Annotated in this window: 22 protein-coding genes; 19 read left to right on the top strand and 3 right to left on the bottom strand. The window is 53.6% G+C overall.

Features of this window, described 5'->3' with window-relative positions:
- Positions 1 to 657 precede the first annotated feature (657 nt).
- Positions 658 to 1,920, top strand: coding sequence for an aspartate kinase (locus DQG23_RS25545; RefSeq protein WP_113033858.1), 1,263 nt, complete (start codon positions 658 to 660; stop codon positions 1,918 to 1,920).
- A gap of 72 nt (positions 1,921 to 1,992) precedes the next feature.
- Here DQG23_RS25545 and DQG23_RS25540 read toward each other — a convergent pair whose 3' ends face one another.
- From DQG23_RS25540 to comA, 3 genes are all read right to left on the bottom strand, one after another.
- Positions 1,993 to 2,457: a DUF441 domain-containing protein gene (locus DQG23_RS25540; protein ID WP_113033857.1), complete on the bottom strand. Its 465-nt coding sequence runs from the start codon at positions 2,455 to 2,457 to the stop codon at positions 1,993 to 1,995.
- Positions 2,458 to 2,513: 56 nt separating this feature from the next.
- The gene (locus tag DQG23_RS25535) at positions 2,514 to 3,245 is read right to left on the bottom strand and encodes a 2-phosphosulfolactate phosphatase (protein WP_113033856.1); all 732 of its coding nucleotides are present in this window, start codon (positions 3,243 to 3,245) and stop codon (positions 2,514 to 2,516) included.
- Positions 3,246 to 3,347: 102 nt separating this feature from the next.
- Positions 3,348 to 4,190 carry a phosphosulfolactate synthase gene (comA, locus tag DQG23_RS25530; protein ID WP_113033855.1) on the bottom strand — a complete coding sequence of 281 codons (843 nt, stop codon included), beginning with the start codon at positions 4,188 to 4,190 and terminating at the stop codon, positions 3,348 to 3,350.
- A 178-nt stretch (positions 4,191 to 4,368) separates the two neighbouring features.
- Here comA and DQG23_RS25525 point away from each other — a divergent pair, with 178 nt between their 5' ends.
- From DQG23_RS25525 to xseB, 18 genes are all read left to right on the top strand, one after another.
- The gene (locus DQG23_RS25525) at positions 4,369 to 4,635 is read left to right on the top strand and encodes a YqhV family protein (protein WP_113033854.1); all 267 of its coding nucleotides are present in this window, start codon (positions 4,369 to 4,371) and stop codon (positions 4,633 to 4,635) included.
- Between the two features lie 88 nt (positions 4,636 to 4,723).
- A complete protein-coding gene (spoIIIAA, locus tag DQG23_RS25520; RefSeq protein WP_113033853.1) occupies positions 4,724 to 5,734 on the top strand; it encodes a stage III sporulation protein AA in 1,011 nt (336 codons plus the stop codon).
- On the top strand, positions 5,722 to 6,240 hold the full coding sequence (spoIIIAB, locus tag DQG23_RS25515) for a stage III sporulation protein SpoIIIAB (protein WP_113033852.1): 519 nt from the start codon (positions 5,722 to 5,724) through the stop codon (positions 6,238 to 6,240). The genes spoIIIAA and spoIIIAB overlap by 13 nt, the downstream gene beginning before the upstream one ends.
- A 63-nt stretch (positions 6,241 to 6,303) precedes the next feature.
- Complete coding sequence (spoIIIAC, locus tag DQG23_RS25510) at positions 6,304 to 6,507, top strand: stage III sporulation protein AC (RefSeq protein WP_113033851.1); 204 nt, start codon at positions 6,304 to 6,306, stop codon at positions 6,505 to 6,507.
- Positions 6,508 to 6,639: 132 nt separating this feature from the next.
- A complete protein-coding gene (spoIIIAD, locus tag DQG23_RS25505; protein ID WP_113033850.1) occupies positions 6,640 to 7,029 on the top strand; it encodes a stage III sporulation protein AD in 390 nt (129 codons plus the stop codon).
- 37 nt (positions 7,030 to 7,066) lie between these two features.
- Entirely contained in the window at positions 7,067 to 8,305 is a 1,239-nt protein-coding gene (spoIIIAE, locus tag DQG23_RS25500) for a stage III sporulation protein AE (protein ID WP_113033849.1), read from the top strand.
- 63 nt (positions 8,306 to 8,368) lie between these two features.
- Positions 8,369 to 9,064, top strand: a complete 696-nt coding sequence (gene spoIIIAF, locus DQG23_RS25495) for a stage III sporulation protein AF (protein ID WP_113033848.1) — start codon at positions 8,369 to 8,371, stop codon at positions 9,062 to 9,064.
- Positions 9,065 to 9,157: 93 nt separating this feature from the next.
- Positions 9,158 to 9,793 (top strand): stage III sporulation protein AG, encoded by a 636-nt coding sequence (spoIIIAG, locus tag DQG23_RS25490; protein ID WP_238178022.1) that lies wholly within the window; start codon positions 9,158 to 9,160, stop codon positions 9,791 to 9,793.
- A gap of 36 nt (positions 9,794 to 9,829) precedes the next feature.
- Positions 9,830 to 10,570 (top strand): SpoIIIAH-like family protein, encoded by a 741-nt coding sequence (locus tag DQG23_RS25485; protein WP_113033847.1) that lies wholly within the window; start codon positions 9,830 to 9,832, stop codon positions 10,568 to 10,570.
- Between the two features lie 159 nt (positions 10,571 to 10,729).
- Positions 10,730 to 11,221 carry an acetyl-CoA carboxylase biotin carboxyl carrier protein gene (gene accB / locus DQG23_RS25480; protein ID WP_113033846.1) on the top strand — a complete coding sequence of 164 codons (492 nt, stop codon included), beginning with the start codon at positions 10,730 to 10,732 and terminating at the stop codon, positions 11,219 to 11,221.
- A 45-nt stretch (positions 11,222 to 11,266) separates the two neighbouring features.
- Positions 11,267 to 12,625, top strand: a complete 1,359-nt coding sequence (accC, locus tag DQG23_RS25475) for an acetyl-CoA carboxylase biotin carboxylase subunit (RefSeq protein WP_113033845.1) — start codon at positions 11,267 to 11,269, stop codon at positions 12,623 to 12,625.
- Positions 12,626 to 12,746: 121 nt separating this feature from the next.
- Positions 12,747 to 13,157, top strand: a complete 411-nt coding sequence (locus DQG23_RS25470; RefSeq protein ID WP_113033844.1) for an Asp23/Gls24 family envelope stress response protein — start codon at positions 12,747 to 12,749, stop codon at positions 13,155 to 13,157.
- A gap of 91 nt (positions 13,158 to 13,248) precedes the next feature.
- Entirely contained in the window at positions 13,249 to 13,809 is a 561-nt protein-coding gene (gene amaP, locus DQG23_RS25465; protein ID WP_113033843.1) for an alkaline shock response membrane anchor protein AmaP, read from the top strand.
- Between the two features lie 15 nt (positions 13,810 to 13,824).
- Positions 13,825 to 14,052 (top strand): DUF2273 domain-containing protein, encoded by a 228-nt coding sequence (locus tag DQG23_RS25460; RefSeq protein WP_113033842.1) that lies wholly within the window; start codon positions 13,825 to 13,827, stop codon positions 14,050 to 14,052.
- A 147-nt stretch (positions 14,053 to 14,199) separates the two neighbouring features.
- Positions 14,200 to 14,652, top strand: a complete 453-nt coding sequence (gene nusB / locus DQG23_RS25455; protein WP_113033841.1) for a transcription antitermination factor NusB — start codon at positions 14,200 to 14,202, stop codon at positions 14,650 to 14,652.
- Between the two features lie 65 nt (positions 14,653 to 14,717).
- Positions 14,718 to 15,599: a bifunctional methylenetetrahydrofolate dehydrogenase/methenyltetrahydrofolate cyclohydrolase FolD gene (gene folD / locus DQG23_RS25450; RefSeq protein ID WP_113033840.1), complete on the top strand. Its 882-nt coding sequence runs from the start codon at positions 14,718 to 14,720 to the stop codon at positions 15,597 to 15,599.
- Between the two features lie 16 nt (positions 15,600 to 15,615).
- Positions 15,616 to 16,968 (top strand): exodeoxyribonuclease VII large subunit, encoded by a 1,353-nt coding sequence (xseA, locus tag DQG23_RS25445; protein ID WP_113033839.1) that lies wholly within the window; start codon positions 15,616 to 15,618, stop codon positions 16,966 to 16,968.
- A complete protein-coding gene (xseB, locus tag DQG23_RS25440; RefSeq protein WP_113033838.1) occupies positions 16,965 to 17,216 on the top strand; it encodes an exodeoxyribonuclease VII small subunit in 252 nt (83 codons plus the stop codon). Before xseA ends, xseB begins: the two co-directional genes overlap by 4 nt.
- Positions 17,217 to 17,464: the final 248 nt, after the last annotated feature.

Genomic DNA, 17,464 nt, shown 5'->3' with positions numbered 1-17,464 from the left:
AGTGTCGCATTTTTTGTACCCGCTACTGGAACTCACTGAAAAATCATTAGTTTGTCAGTGGCCTCCTCCTAAAGTGGTTTTGGAAGCTTCTTTTGTTTTGCTAATATTTAGGTCCCGAATGCTGTAATTCGAATTCCCCCGCTTGGAGCAAGGAATCGAGGCTTCCTATAAGTTGTAGACCGAAACTGCCTGTTTGTAGCATGGATTTACGGGTGTGACGAGCCAAACAGCTTCTGCAAGCGCGCGTTTTGGGACTGTAGCGAAGGTAAGGGACCTAAGCTCGATCCAAGTGGGCAAAATCGGACTGCAGCGCATTTCGAATCGCAAGCAGCTCCCCGATGCAAGATGTTTCGCTACATAAAGCGGTCGGTCGATTGGCTGGCGTCCTCTGCAAGATGCGAAACGCTTGCAAGCCGTGGGCGGCGTCATAGGCTGCGCTGACGAAGACAAGATCGCGGGGCTGGCGTTTACAAGATAGCGGAGACTCGACGTTCGGCGGAAGGGTCACGAGCGTTCGTCATTGACTTGATAAACCCGAATATTCGTACGTTATTCGTCAATAAATGTTCTTTATGCTGCTGATAAGGTATGCTATAATGTGAAAATGTTAACAGACTCCTATGGAAATTAGGATAAGATGTAGGGAGTGAACGAGCTGTGTCTTTAATCGTTATGAAATTTGGCGGCAGCTCCGTCGGCGATGCCGAACGGATGAAACGCGTAGCCAAACGAATCGTCGAACGCAAACGCGCAGGCAACCGCTGCGTGGTCGTCGTTTCCGCAATGGGCGATACGACGGACGATTTGATCGACTTGTCTAAACAAATATATCCCGGTAAGCCTCCGGCGCGCGAGATGGATATGCTGCTCTCGACAGGCGAGCAAGTGTCGGTAGCGCTGTTGGCGATGGCGATTTCTGCCGAAGGAGAACAAGCCATTTCCTTTACGGGCTGGCAAGCGGGATTTTCCACGGAGCCGGTACACGGCAACGCGCGTATTTCGGATATCGATCCGAAGCGCGTAATAGGCGCCCTCGATGAAGAGAAGGTGGTCATCGTCGCAGGGTTCCAAGGCTTGTCCGAGGAGGGCGATATCACGACGCTCGGACGGGGCGGCTCGGATACGACGGCGGTAGCGCTCGCTGCAGCGATTAAGGCCGATCTGTGCGAGATCTACACCGATGTGGACGGCGTTTATTCGACCGATCCGCGTGTCGTCAAGGTGGCGCGCAAGCTGAAGGAAATATCGTACGACGAAATGCTCGAATTGGCACATCTTGGAGCTGCCGTCCTGCATCCGCGTGCCGTTGAATACGCTAAGCATTATCAAGTGCAGCTGGTCGTCAGATCCAGCTTTACCCATAACGAAGGAACACACGTCAAGGAGGAAGCGGTCATGGAGCAGGGTGTTGTCGTTCGCGGCATCGCTTTTGATAAAAATGTAGCAAGAATCAGCATTTTAGGAGTCCCGCATAAGCCGGGCCAGTTGGCAAAAGTGTTCTCTGCTCTTGCGGAACAAAATATCGACGTCGATATCATCGTGCAAAGCGGCATCGGGGAGCAAGTGGCGGACGTTTCGTTCACGATTTCGACCGCTTCGGATCATGTAGGCAAAGCGACCGGCGTTCTCGAAAGCATTAAAGACGAGATCGGCTACCGGGATCTCTCGCATGAGGACGATCTTGTGAAAGTATCCATCGTCGGAGCGGGCATGGTCAGCAATCCGGGAGTCGCAGCCAGAATGTTCGAGGTCATTTCCTCGCGCGGCGTCAATATTAAAATGGTCAGCACGTCCGAGATTAAAGTGTCGTGCGTTATCGAGAAGCCGCAGCTTAACGAAGTGGTTCAAGCGCTGCATACGGCTTACGGCCTGGACACGACCGAGCAAGCGTTCGTCGGCGGACCGTCCGACCGCAGATAGTTTATCCCAGCTAAGCGACGGATGCCTTAGAAGCGAAATAAGCGAACTTTGCTGGGGCTCCGCCATCTGCGATCAAACGAATTTATTCCAAATAAACTGCACGATTTTCATCAGCAGGGCTGTTATTCCCGCAGCCATCAGCGGCCCGACCGGGATTCCCCGCATGAATATGATGCCGAAAATCGAACCGATGACAAGACCCACAACCAATTGTGGGTCTATTTTTAATAGCTCCAGGCCTTTCCCGTTCATATACGTGGCGATGGCGCCTCCCGCCAGTGCGATAATGCCGGGCCATGACGTGAATACGGACGTTACGTCGCGCAAGGAAATGCGTTCGGTTGCGAACGGGACAAGCACGCCGAGCGTCAAAAAGAGAAGACCGAATTCCAGTCCTCTCCGTTCAAGCGCAGGTAAATAACGATCAAGACTTACAAGCTTAATAACGAGCAGAATGCATGCGGCTGTCGTAATAATATTGGAGCGTCCGATCAGGCCGATCAGGATGAGAATGACGAGAATTACATTTCCGTTCATAGCCGGTCCCCCTTGTCCTTATCTATTTTATGAAAGGGGGATTCGTTTAGAACGAGCTATCTGTATGTCGGCGCCGGTACGAGGGGAACGAGAACGCCCTCCTTCAGCACTGGAACAAGCTCGAATATATTCAATCGCGAGCAAAAGCCGACATCGTTGGAGTAGCCGAGCTTCGCCAGTCTTTTGCCCGTTGCGGTTTGCTGCAGCGTCTCCTGAAGCATGTCGCCGAATTGCAAAAAGCAGCTTTCCATCGCAATGCCGAAATCGTTCACTTGCGGCTCGGTTTTGGCGAGTCCTCTTATTTCCTTCACAACCGCACCCGCTCCGAGTCCGTCCTCCAGTGCGAACTGATCCTGGGTTCCCGCGCAGACGACGATGATATCCCTTCCTAAATCAAGAGCCGCCTTGGCGCACGCCCGCGCATTCAGCAGCGAGCAGGCGAGGACATGCTGCGCCTTTTGCGATTTTTGCACCGCTCTCGTCCCGTTGGTCGTCGTCATGACGATTCGTTTTCCGTCGACCGCATCGCGGGTGTATTCCAAAGGCGAGTTGCCGAGGTGAAAGCCGGGTATCTTATTGCAGGATCGTTCCCCGCCGAGCAGATCGCCCGCCGCGTGTATTTGTTTGGCCTGCTGAACGGTCTCGACTGGCACGAAAGCCCGGCATCCTGCGCTCAGACCCGTTACCATATTGCTCGTTGCCCGCAAAACATCGATAACCAGCGCCGTTTTGCCGACAAAATCATCGGAACGGGCTTCGCTCACACAGGAAATGACATCGATTTGCATGCTGATCCTCCTTGGCGCCCGCAAGAGAAAGCGCGGCGTGTTTGGGCCACTCGCGCGGACTATTGCACTACCGTAATATGGTTCGATGAAACCTACCTTTATTTATATTTCGAAAGTCAGCTCATAGACCAAACCGGCGCGGGATTTATGGTCCAGGATGAAATCGAACGTATCCGACCGCAGCCCCCTGCGAAGCGCCTCCAATGACAAAATGTCCTGCGGTGCGACATTGCCGATGTTGATATCCGGTCCGAGCATGTTCAACAGATGTACCTGCTGCGACTTTTGCGGCGCCTCCCAAAGCAGCTGCTCCGGCTTCTCGATGCGATCGAGCACGGCTTGAATTTTATCGTCCCTGCATGCGCCGTCCGCATCGAATATTCCTACTCCGGCTCCCGACTCCCGCCCCTCGATCGTTACGAGCTCGGCGCCCAAACGAATATCGGTGCGCACGGTGCGGATCAAATCTTCTATTTCGATTGTGGAGCCCCAGCATTTTTTGCCGTACTCGGTAAATACGGTGAGTCCGGCCTCCTTTCCCTGCGCAATGAGCCTGCTCCTTGCGTCCCTCGGCAATTCAATCGTACCGTCCGATACCTCCACGCCGTCGAAGCCCAGCGCCGTTATGCCTTTAAAATACAAATCGGTCACATCTTTCGTTACGGCTACCTCGAGGAAAGTGCCCCCGGGAAAGATACGGATGCCGTACCGTTTGGCAAGCTCGATTTTGCGTTCGAGCAGCTTTCGCGGATATAGAGGCGAGGTGCCGAAACCGACTTTGATCATATCGATGTGAGCCGCCGCCGTTTCCAATAAATCCTCGAGCGCATTGATCCCGAGACCTTTGTCGATGACCATCGTTTTGCCGCTAAAGCGCGGTTTTGCCTGACGCATACCGGACGGATCCGCGAGTTTCGGGTGCCAAGAACGGGATGTTCCTTCCATGTCGTGATCTCCTCACCATACGAAAAATTGTTCTTTTCTTGAGCATAATATGCGCGGGCTAAGGGGATGTGCCCATGAATCGGGCTTTCATTCGGCTAAACATATGCTTCTATCGATAGACAAGCATGCATAAGGTAGTGGTAGGACAAGATTGCTATTTTTGGAGGGAGGTGCTGCGATGCTGAATAAGTTCGTGCTTAGTATGGCGATGCTCCGGATGTTTTCCGGAAGTCTTGAGATTATTGCCGCTCTTGTCATGCTGCGGATCAATCAGGTCGATAAAGCGCTGATCGTCAACTCTTCGCTCGCGTTTGTCGGACCGATCGTTCTGCTTGCGACAACGACGATCGGGCTTGTCGGAATGGCCGATAAGCTGTCGTTCGGGAAAATCGTCTGGATTTTCGCCGGCTTGACCTGTATTTTCATCGGCATATTGAAAAAATGAACGCGTTCCTTGCAAGAAGACAAGTCATATTCTATAGGGTCAAGCATATAGATAATGATAGACTGGACAACTTACTTGGAGGCGCGACATGCTTGAGACGATATGGGCCGCCATGCCCCCTGCGCTGATGCGGATACTGAAGCGAATGCCGGATGCGATGCTGCACGAGCTGGAAGAAATACGGGTCCGGGAAAATCGGCCGCTCGAAATCGTGAGCAGAGGCCACTATGCATTCTTGACCGAGCAGAGCCAGCCGACCTTGGATGCTTCCAAAGGCTTTCGTCCCAATCGCGAGATTTGCGCTACGCTTCTCGATTTGCTGACGAATCATTCTCTTTACACCTTCGAGGAGGAGCTGAAGCGCGGGTTTATTACGATTGCGGGGGGACACCGCGTCGGGTTGGCGGGCAAAACGGTACTCGAGCACGGAAGCGTTAAATTGATTCGCGACATTACGGGCTTTAACATTCGCGTGGCAAGGGAAATCGTCGGCTGCGGGCTGCAAGTGCTGCCGTGCTTGACGGACGATACGGGGTTCGGCCGCTCGGTGCATCATACGCTGATCGTTTCCCCTCCCCAGCACGGCAAAACGACGCTGATTCGCGATTTGGCAAGACTGCTGAGCGCAGGGGTGTGGCCCGACGGACGAACAGGCGGCCTCAAGGTCGGGATCGTCGACGAACGGTCGGAGCTGGCGGCTTGCGTGCGGGGCGTGCCGCGCTTCGAGGTCGGACCGCGCACCGATGTGTTGGATGGTTGTCCGAAAGCGGAAGGAATGATGATGATGATCCGCTCCATGTCGCCTGACGTGCTTGTTGTGGACGAGATCGGCAGACAGGAAGACGCCTCCGCTGTACGAGAAGCGCTTCATGCGGGAATTCGGGTCATAGCGAGCGCGCACGGCTTCGATTACGACGATGTGCGAATGCGGCCGGTGCTGCGGGAGCTGCTTGCCGACCGGCTGTTCGGCAGAGTCGTATGTTTGGCCAAAAGAGACGGCATTCCCGCAATAGCTTCGATCTATGACGGCGCGGGCAAAAAAATAGCGGGCTCCGCTTTCCCGAAGCTTGCGAGGGGGGATGAGGCTTGCTCAAGCTGATCGGCGCGGCTTGCATCTTGTTTGCCGCTACAATGCTCGGATTTTATCAGGCAGGTCTGTTTGCCAGACGGCCGAAGCAGATCCGTCAGCTCGTACAGGCGCTCAAACGATTGGAAACGGAAATCGGCTACGGCTTCACGCCGCTGCCGGACGCGCTGGGAATCATCGCGAAGCCCGTTTCTCCGCCGCTAGCTTCTATGTTTACGCTTGCCGCCGACAGGATGCGGGATGCCGATGGACGTCCTGCGGCGGAAAGCTGGAAAGAGGCGATAACGGAAGGATGGAGACACACGGCGATGAAAGCCGGCGAGCAGGAAGTGATGCAGCAGTTGGGCAGCACGCTTGGCGTATCGGATCGCGAAGACCAGATCAAACATCTCCGTCTGGCAATCAGCCATTTGCAGGCGGAGGAAGAGACGGCTCGCGAGGAGCAGAAGCGTTACGAAACGATGTGGAAAAGTCTCGGCGTGTTGGTCGGAGCGCTGCTGGTCATCTTGATGTATTGAAGCAGGGGGGCCGAAGACGGCGGCCGATCGTTTTCCTCTAACCGCTAGTTGTGAGGTGCCGGCATGAATGTTGATGTGAACGCAATATTTCAAATAGCAGGTATTGGCATTATTATCGCGATGATTCACTCGGTGTTGAAGCAGATGGGCAAGGAAGATATGGCGCACTGGGTAACCGTCATCGGATTTGTCGTCGTGCTCTTTATGGTCGTAAGCATGCTGAACGAGCTATTCCGCGAAATCAAGACGATCTTCTTATTCCAGTAGCGATTACAGCTGCGGTCGATTCGCTTTTTCTCGCGCAAACCGGCTTGAACATTCGGAGTCGATCGGTTTACGCAAAGCAGACATATGCTTCCGAAGGCGTTTTGCCCCGGCAAAACGTGGAGGGAATGTTCAATGGACATCATCCAAATCGTGGGACTCGGACTGCTGGCGACCGTACTGGCGCTAGTCCTTAAAGAACAAAAGCCGATGTTCGCGTTTCTGCTGACCGCTTTTACGGGCGCCATCATCCTGTTGTTTTTATTGGGCAAGATCGGGGCCGTCATACGCGTGCTGGAGGAACTTGCGATCAAGTCGCATATCGATATGGTATTTCTCAAGACGATTTTGAAAATAATCGGTATCGCCTATATAGCCGAATACGGCGCTCAAATCGTAAGAGATGCGGGACAAGAAGCGATCGCATCCAAGATCGAGCTGTCAGGCAAAATTTTAATCATGGTCATGGCAATTCCCATTATAAAAATCATTGTCGAAACGGTCGTAAAGCTGATGCCCGCCTAGATGCCCCAGAAGTCGTACCAGAGGAGTTGAATCCCGCATGCTGCAGCCGAATAATCAGCCCTCCGTGTTTGCAAGAATCAGAGGCCCGTCTTTTGGATTCAGGCTTTCCTTACGAGCTTCCGTCGTTTTGACGGTGCTGGCCGTTATGCTCGTTGGCTTTGGAGTAGGCGTTTATGCCGCAGGGCCGATCGATGCGATGGTCGGCGAACAAGCGCAGCGGCTTCCTACCGAGCAGGTCGAAGATTATTGGAACAAGCTGGTTGTCGATTACGGGGGATTTTTTCCGTCCGGCACGGTCCCTTCCTTCAAAGAAATGCTTACGCCGGGCGGCGGCTTCGGCATCAAATCGATCGCAAGCGGACTGATGAAATATTTATTTTACGAGGTGCTCGCCAACGGGAAGCTGCTCGGCACCATCATCCTGCTGACCGTGTTCAGCATGATTCTGGAAACCGTTCAAAGCGCATTCGAGAAAAAAGCGGTCAGCAAAGTAGCTTACGCAATCATTTACATGGTGCTGATCGTTCTCGCGATCAACAGCTTTACGATAGCGATCGGGTACGCCAAGTCGGCCATCGGGGGCATGATCCAATTCATGGTGGCGGTCGTGCCGCTGCTGCTGACGATGCTGGCTTCCATGGGCAATATGACGACCGTGGCCGTTATGCATCCGCTGATCGTTTTTATGGTCCATATGGTCGGCACATTGATTTATACCGTCGTATTCCCGCTGCTTTTCTTCTCGACGGTTCTGCATATCGTCAGCTCGCTTTCCGAAAAGTACAAGGTTACCCGACTGGCGAACATGCTGCGTACTTTGGGGGTCGGACTTCTCGGCTTTTGCGTCATGGTTTTTCTCGGCGTCATTTCCGTGCAAGGGACGACCGGAGCCGTCACGGACGGCGTGGCGATCCGGACCGCCAAATATGTGGCGGGAAATTTCGTGCCGGTCGTCGGGCGAATGTTCTCGGACGCATCGGAAACGGTTGTGGGAGCATCCCTTCTCGTTAAAAATGCGGTCGGTCTTGCAGGCGTCGTCGTCATCATTCTGCTCTGCGCTTTCCCGGCGCTCAAAATATTGTCGCTCGCGCTTATTTACAACTTGTCGGCGGCGGTCTTGCAGCCGCTTGGCGACAGCCCGATCGGAGGATGTCTGCAAACGATCGGCAAAAACATGATGTATGTGTTTGCTTCGCTTGCTGCAGTAGGATTTATGTTTTTTCTCGCCATTACGATCATGATTACGGTCGGAAACGTATCGGTCATGATGCGGTGACATCGTGCCGGTGCCGCAAGTGCAGCAATAGCGGCGGAGCTGCGCCGGGGGAGGTGGAGTGCGGTGGATTGGTTGGGAGGATGGCTGAAGGAGCTTATTCTGATCATCATGCTGGCTGCGTTCGCCGAACTTTTGCTTCCGAACAACAATATGCAGCGTTACGCGCGGACCGTTATCGGATTATTCCTTCTGCTGACCATTCTTTCGCCGATTCTTGAACTGTTCCAGCGCGGGATGGATGCGGGCAAGCTGTTGTCCGCAGCGGATTCCTGGCAGCTGGAGTCGGGTTCGGCCGCATCGGCGGCAGGGACGGACAAGATGAAGCCGGTAGACGCGGTAATGAAGGATGGGACGAAGCTGCAGAACGCGAATCTAGAGCAAGCCAAAAAGCTCGTCGAGACGCAGCTGGCCGCAGGCATCAAGGAAGGCATCGAGCGGGATGAAGGAATGGCCGTCGAATCGGTTCAGGCGATCGTGAAAGTGGATGATCGCGGCAAGGCTTCGCTCGATTCGGTACGCGTCACGTTAGGGAAGCCTTCGAAAAAAGTCGAGAGTGGCGGCGGATCGCCTATAGAGCCGGTCAAGCCGGTCGAAGTAAGGATTGAGCCGAGCGGACGAACGGTTCCGGCTCAAGCGCAGGAGCAGCCCGCAGCCGGGATGAACGAGACGGCTAAGCGTGCCGTCAGCCGGTATGTTCAGACGAATTGGCAGCTCGCTCCCGAACGTATAACCGTTGTGGACGGGGCTGCCGCAAAATAGCCCGGTTAATGGGGATTTCTTTCAAAGAATTGAAGCAGCGATCGATGGGATGTCGCATTGCGGCAGGATCAACGATGTCGGGAGGGGAAGCCGGTGGCGAAATGGATGACGCAGCTGGAGGAATGGCTGGGCGGCGGTCCAGGCGGTACGAAGCGGGTAAAGACGTTTCGGTGGCTGCTGCTGATCGGGCTGATCGGCGCGGCGCTAATGCTGTTCAGCTCATTTGCCATGAAGGAGGTGGACTCTCTCGGAGCGGGAAGAGCATCGCCGCCGCCTAACGATACGCTGCCTGCGATGGCGAACGGCATGAGCAAGGAAGGCGCCGCCTTCAAGGAGTACGAGCAGGCATACGAGACGCAGCTTAGAGATATTTTGCAGAAAATCGTCGGCGTGGGGGATGTGGAAGTGCTGGTTACCGTCGATTCGACGGAAGAGGTCGCAGTCGAGAAAAACATGAGGGATACGCAGCAGGTCACAAGCGAGAAAGACGTGAACGGCGCCACGCGCAACATTACGGATGTCACACGAAGCGGAGATACCGTCATGTATTCCAACTCGGGCAGCCAATCTCCGCTCGTCCAGAAATATATCAAACCGAAAATAAGGGGGGTTCTCATCGTCGCTAAAGGGGCTGAAAACTTAACCGTCAAGAAGCTGATCTCCGATGCAGTCGAGCGGGGGCTTGACGTTCCGCCGCACCGCATTTCAATCGTACCGCGCAAGCAGTAAACCGAATGATTTCCCAATATAAGGAGGAATTGTACAATGAATTCGAAACGTCAAACGATTTGGTTGGTCTCGATGCTGAGCTTGATGGTCGTCCTATCCGCATACTACTTGTTTACCGATGATCCCAATAAGAAGGAAACCGCAGCGGGCGATTTGAACACGCAGGACATCATCGTCGGGCTGAACGAGCTGACGCCGGAAGATGCCGCTAAAGCAGCCGATAAAACGGCTCCCGCCGCTGCCGGCGGTACGGACGCTGCCAAATCTGCCGGTACTAACGGTACCAAAACGAACGATTCGAAAGCTTCGGATTCCAAATCGGTCGATGCCAAATCGGAGTCTGAAACGAAAACGGGCACAAAGGAAACGACGACGGCCAAAACCGACGAGCAGGTCATTCAACAAATTCAATCGCAAGGAAAATCCGGCCAGGAGTACATCATTACGGAGCAAATGAAACGAAATGAGGAATTCAAACTTAGCATGGAAAACCTGATCAGCATCATGACGGATCCGAAGAAAAGCCAAGAAGAAGCGGTCAAAGCGACGAACGAATACAATGCGATCGAACAGCGCGAGCTGAAGCTGACCGGCATTGAAGAAACGCTCGGCAAAAACTACGATAACGTCGTGGTCCTGCAGGAAAACGAAAAGTGGAAGGTCGTCGTTCAAGCGGCCAAGCTTGAGAAAAGCGAAGGCGCAAGCATCGTAACGCTCGTTATGAACGAGTTGAACGTAGGGCCGGAGAAAGTCGTCGTGCAATCGATCGCCCAATAAAGGACAACACGCAAAATCGGTGCAGAAAGAGTCCGGATAATCTGGACTCTTTCCATTTCTTTGGTTTGTGATATAATATCTAACGTCGCCGTGGTGCCGTTGTCGTGGACAAGCACCCGTCCGGCATGCTTCACAAACCGAGAAGGAGTGAACCTACTCATGTTCAAATTGAGCGAAATCAAAGAGTTGATCAAGCTAGTGGATCAATCTTCCTTACAAGAAGTGGAAATCGAAAGCGAAGGCGCCCGCCTGATGATTCGTAAGCCGAAGCCGAGTAAAGCCGAGCCCGTTATCGTAGCATCGGCGCCAATGCAACATACATATGCTCCAGTAATGCCGCAAACCGCCGTGCTGCCGCATAACGTGCCTGCCGCTCCGGCCGAACCTCCGGCTGCCGTGGCGATCGACAGCAATCTTCACAAAATCGTTTCGCCGATGGTCGGCACTTTCTATCAAGCGCCGTCTCCCGATGCGCCTCCGTTCGTATCCGTCGGCAGCGCCGTGAACGAGAAAACGGTCGTTTGCATCGTCGAAGCGATGAAGCTGATGAATCCGCTTGAAGCGGAAATCAAAGGCGAAATCGTCGAGGTGCTGGTCGAGAACGGACAACTGGTCGAGTACGGCCAGCCTTTATTCCTCGTTCGCGTGTAGCTTGTATTCGCTGCCCGGCAGTATAGTGTTTAGGAGGAAATCAACTTGAAGTTTCAAAAAATATTGATCGCAAACCGCGGCGAAATCGCCGTGCGTATCATAAGAGCTTGCCGCGAAATGGGGATCTATTCGGTGGCGGTTTATTCGGAAGCCGACCGCGACGCTCTTCATGTGAAGCTGGCCGATGAAGCCTACTGCATCGGGCCGACTCTATCCAAGGACAGCTACTTGAACCTGACGAACCTGATGAGCGTGGCGACGCTTACGGAAGCGGACGCCATACATCCTGGTTATGGATTTCTCGCGGAAAACGCCGATTTCGCGGAGATCTGCGAACGCTGCAACATTACGTTCATCGGACCTTCTCCGGAAGCAATCAGCAAAATGGGTGACAAATCCGTAGCAAAGCAGACGATGAAGGATGCCGACGTACCGGTCATTCCGGGCTCGGACGGACTAGTCGAAGATATGGAGGATGCCGTTCGCATCGCGCGTCAAATCGGTTATCCGGTCATCATCAAGGCGACGGCTGGCGGCGGCGGTAGAGGCATTCGCATCGCCGAGAACGAAGAGGAGCTCATTCAGCAAATTACGACCGCGCAGCAGGAAGCGGAGAAAGCTTTCGGCAATGCCGGCGTTTATCTTGAAAAATATTTGACCGGCATGAAGCACGTGGAAATCCAAATCATCGCCGACAAGCACGGCAATGTGGCTCATCTTGGCGAGCGCGACTGCTCCGTGCAGCGCAGACGCCAGAAGCTTGTCGAGGAAGCGCCGTGTCCGGTGCTGACGCCGGAAATCCGCAGCCGGATGGGTGCGGCGGCAGTCCGCGCTGCCAAAGCCGTTCAATATTCTGGGGCAGGGACTTTAGAGTTTCTTTTAGGTCAGGACGGCGAGTTTTACTTTATGGAAATGAACACGCGGATTCAGGTCGAGCACCCGGTTACGGAAATGATTACCGGCGTCGACTTGATCAGAGAAATGATTAACGTAGCTCAAGGCGAGCCGCTTTCTTTCAAGCAAGAAGACGTTAAAATCAACGGCTGGTCGATCGAATGCCGCATCAACGCGGAAGATTCGAACCGCAACTTTATGCCTTCTCCGGGACAAATTCAATTTTATTTACCGCCCGGCGGCTTGGGCGTACGCGTAGACAGCGCGGCTTACCCGGGATACACGATTCCGCCGCATTACGACTCCATGATCGCGAAGCTGATCGTATGGGGGAGCACGCGCGACGAAGCGATTTCGCGCATGAAGCGCGCGCTGAACGAGTTTGCCGTCGAAGGCGTGCATACGACGATTCCGTTTCATCTGAAGCTGATGGATCATAATAAATTTCTGAGCGGCGATTTCGATATCAAATTTCTTGAAGAGCATGATATTAACGATCCGGACTCTTAAGGTGCGGATTGAGCGGTTTCATTGTCATATTTTCAGGGGAATGGTATAGTTATGAATTAAGAAGGATGCAAACAAGCTCATACGTTGCAGTAGGTTTTACAAATCGTCAGGAGGTGCTTTCATGGGTTCGATTGCAGCGGATTACGTAAAAACCGACATGGGCAATATTCAAATTGCTCCGGAAGTGATCGAGGTTATTGCAGGTCTTGCCGCTATTGAAGTGGAAGGCGTTGCCGGGATGAGCGGAGGCTTTGCCGGCGGCATTGCGGAATTGCTCGGCCGCAAAAATTTATCCAAAGGCGTGAAAGTCGAAGTCGGTCAGCGGGAAGCCGCAGTGGACGTTTCGATCATCGTGGAATATGGTCACCGTATACCGGAAGTTGCGAGCGCCATTCAGCGCAACGTCAAGCAAGCGATCGAATCGATGACAGGACTCGGTGTTGTCGAAGTGAACGTCCATATTCATGACGTTCATTTTAAAGCTGCGGAGAAAGTTGTAGACGAAGAGAACGCCGTACATCGCGTGAGATAGATGAGTTGAATAAGCAAGGCGAGAACCCCCCGCTTTATGCTATGGGGGGTTTCTCGTTAAATAACCAATTTGTTTCAAGGGGACGACAACTGTGGCTAAAATTATCGACAGATTTCTATTGTTTGTTTTCAGCCTCGCCGCCATTGTGGCCGTTTGCTTTTTGCTGCTGTCGGCGTTTGCCATCGTTCCTTACGATTGGACAACCCGGTTCTGGCGAGACGTCTATTTCGAGATCGATACGGCTGTCGTCTTTATTACGGTTTGTATCGTCGTTTTGCTGATCGGCATCCGTTTATTCTACATTTCCGTACGTACCGGACAAGCTCAAGCGCCGTCAATCGATCAGCGCTCGGATTACGGCGATATCCGCATCTCGATGGAAACGGTCGAGAATCTTGCCCTTCGGGCGGCTTCGCGGACTCGCGGGGTGAAAGATTTACGGGCGCGCGTTCGCGTTAGCGGCGCCGGGCTGGAGATAACGATCCGTACGATCGTGGACGGGGAAGCTTCCATACCTGCCATTACGGAAGAAATGCAAAGCGCAGTCAAGTCCCACGTCGAAGAGATCACCGGCATTCCGGTAGCTTCGGTTTCCGTGTTCGTTGCGAACGTTTCCCAGACGACGCCAACCTTCAAAAGCAGAGTCGAGTAGAGGGGGGCTTTCGCAATGTGGAACGAGCTTTGGGAGAAGCACAGAGGCAAGTGCATCGGAGCCGCGTGCGGCATTTTTTTCGGCCTGGTATACTTGTTTTTCGGTTTTTGGGACATGCTGATCTTTGCATTCATCGTGTTTATCGGGTATTATTTGGGGAACAAGCTTGACCGCGGTGAACGGCTGCTCGGCATAGAGGAACTATGGCGGTGGCTTACGGAACGGTGGAGAATGTTCAGATAATCCTGTGAAAGGCAACGCACTCACAAAGCGCTACACTTTCGGGGCGAATTTTACTCCGGGTCGCTTGCGGAGGGTTGCCGCTCATAGGATTTTTTTAAGGGCGAAGGCGTTACATATTCGCTTAAACATAATGTTGAGGTGGTTGCGGTGAGGCGAAGGCTAGCCAGAGAAATAGCGCTTCAGAGTCTTTATCAAATGCAGATGAACGACGTTTCTTCAAAGGATGCGATCGCGATGGCGATCTTTGAAGCGGAGAACGACAATGAGGCGGAGCTTGAAACCGGAGACGATAAAATATCTCCGCAGTACGTGCAGGAACTGGTCGAAGGGGCGGAAGATAACAAAGAAACGATCGACGAGCTCCTTGCCGAATATTTAAAAGGCTGGAAAATCGACCGTCTATCCAAGGTCGACCGAGAAGTATTGCGTCTTGCCGCTTACGAAATGATTTATCGCAATGACGTGCCTCCGAAGGTTGTCGTCAACGAGGCGATCGAGCTCGCCAAGCATTTCGGAACGGAGGAATCGGGCAAATTCGTCAACGGCGTGCTGGGTAAAATGATCAAGGAGCTCGATTCGATCAAAGCTAAGCAAGTATAGTGCAGCGCCATACGCAACAGAAACCATAATGATACGTTATCGTCAATAGCGGGAGGCATCCATTTATGTCGGCAACAATTATTAACGGGAAAGAAATCGTTGGTTCCGTACGCGAACAAATCAAAGCGGAAGTCGGCGCTTTGAAGGAGAACGGCATTCAGCCCGGCCTGGCGGTCGTACTTGTCGGCGACGATCCGGCATCTGCCGTATATGTAAGAAATAAAGCGAAATCTTGCGATGAAGTAGGCATTTATTCCGAGGTATACCGCTTGCCTGCCGAAACGCCGCAGGACGAGCTTCTTGAGCTGATCGGCAAATTGAACGCAGATCCGAAAATTAACGGCATTCTCGTGCAGCTGCCGCTGCCGAAGCATATCGACGAAGATACGGTTATCGATGCGATTAACGTGAACAAGGACGTCGACTGTTTCCATCCGATCAACGTAGGCAACCTGATGATCGGCAAAAACAGCTTTTTGCCATGCACGCCCGCCGGCGTTATTGAGGTACTGAAGCGCACCGGAACGGAAATCGCCGGTAAGCATGCGGTAGTCATCGGGCGCAGCAATATTGTGGGCAAGCCGATGGCGATGCTGCTGCTTCGCGAGAACGCAACCGTCACGGTATGTCACTCGAGAACGGCGAACATGGAGGAAGTGGCGAAGCAGGCGGATATTCTGGTTGTAGCGATCGGCCGAGGCAAAATGATCAACCGGAATTATGTGAAGCCGGGCGCGGTCGTGATCGATGTCGGCATGAACCGGATGCCTGACGGCAAGCTCGCGGGCGACGTGGACTTCGACGATGTGCTGGAAGTGGCCGGTGCCGTTACGCCCGTTCCGGGCTGCGTCGGTCCGATGACCATTACGATGCTGCTGCAGAACACGCTGGAAGCGGCGCGCCGCGCAAACGCCGGACAAACCTCGGCTCAGCATGCGTCTCATTAATCGCGGAGGCGGATCGATGAATCAGCCGCGCATTATTTCGATCAAAGATTTAAACCGGTATATCAAAGGTTTGCTTGAAGATGACGATGTGCTTGCGGATGTATGGGTGCGCGGGGAAATCTCGAATTTTACCCATCATTCAAGCGGACATATGTATTTCACGCTTAAAGATAAGGACAGCCGGGTTAAATGCATCATGTTCGCATCCTATAACCAGCGGCTTCCGTTTATGCCCAAGGAAGGGACGCGCGTAATCGCCCGCGGCAATATTTCGGTTTACGAGCGGGACGGCCAGTATCAGTTTTACGTGACGCAAATGCAGCCCGACGGCGTAGGAAGCTTGTATCTTGCTTATGAGCAGCTGAAAAAAAAGCTCGAAGCGGAAGGCCTGTTCTCTCCGCTTGCCAAAAAGACGATTCCGCGCTTTCCAGGCGCGATCGGCGTCATCACTTCGCCTACCGGAGCGGCCGTACGGGATATCGTGACGACGCTTCAACGGCGTTACCCGTCCGTGCCTATTTTGCTGTATCCGGTTCTTGTGCAAGGAAGCCAAGCGGCTCCGTCGATCGTTCGGGCGATTCAGACGATGAACGAGCGGCGAGAGGTCGATGTGCTCATTGTCGGACGGGGCGGCGGCTCCCTAGAGGAGCTTTGGGCGTTTAACGAGGAAATCGTAGCGCGCAGCATTTATCAGTCCGAAATTCCCGTTATTTCCGCGGTCGGTCATGAGACGGATTTTACGATAGCGGATTTCGTCGCGGATTTGCGGGCGGCTACCCCGACTGCGGCAGCCGAGCTGGCCGTTCCGCATCATCTGGAGCTGAAGCAGGAGCTGCATCATTATATGCAGCGTCTGCAGGGCGGCTTGATGAAACGGCTCCAGTCCGGCCGCGACCGTCTGGCCAGACTGAACCGATCTCCAGCTCTTCAACAGCCGCATAAGCAGCTTAGACAGCCTGCGGAACGGCTGGATCGGCTGAAAGAACAGCTGCATTACCGGATGAGCGCCAAGCTTTCCCAAGCCGAACACAAGCAGATGCGGCTTAATCAGCGATTGACCGGCTTTAATCCGGCCAATCAGATCGTGGCCGCGCGGGACAAAGAAACGGCGGCGCGCCGCAGGCTGCAACTGGCCATGCAAAGCGTGCTCAAGGATGCAAAGGCGCGTTTTGGCGGGCAGCTTAAGCAGCTCGACGCATTGAGCCCGCTCAAGGTCATGCAGCGCGGCTACAGCCTCGTTTACGACGAGAAAGAGACGCGGCTGATTCGTTCCGTCAGTCAGCTGCAGCCGGGGGATGTCGTTAAAATTAGGCTTTCGGACGGACAAGTCGATTGCCAGGTTTGGTCCATGGAGGAGAAAAAGGGATGAATCAAGAAGAAGCGAAGCTGACGTTCGAGGAAGCGATGGAGAAGCTGGAAGAGATCGTTTTGCGGCTGGAGAACGGGGACGTGCCTCTGGAGCAGGCGATCGGCCTTTTTCAGGACGGCATGGCGCTTTCTCAGCTGTGCGGCCAAAAGCTCGAGCAGGTCGAGCGCAAAATCGAAATGCTCGTCGAGGAAAACGGCGCGCTTAAGAAAAAGCCTTTTCTTGCGGAAGGCGCAACTCAGGAATCATAGTCATACTCATATGCCGTATCGCCTTGCGGGCGATGCGGCATTTTTACGTTGGCTGCGGTTCTCTTCCGCATGCTGCGAATACGCTGAAGGAGGGTGCCGGCATCGGGCGTTATATTGATGTTAGCCGGAAATGAGGAATTGCTGTATAATAGAAACGTTTGTATGACTGCCGGGGTTGAACCGGTTAAACAGTCAAGGACTAAGTGTTATTGTCATGTATGATCGTAACGGGATTGGATATGATCATG

It is taken from the genome of Paenibacillus contaminans, from assembly GCF_003285015.1.
Classification (GTDB): Bacteria; Bacillota; Bacilli; order Paenibacillales; family NBRC-103111; genus Paenibacillus_V; species Paenibacillus_V contaminans.
Note: the sequence above shows the minus strand (reverse complement) of the source record. Positions and strands in the feature narration are given on the sequence as shown.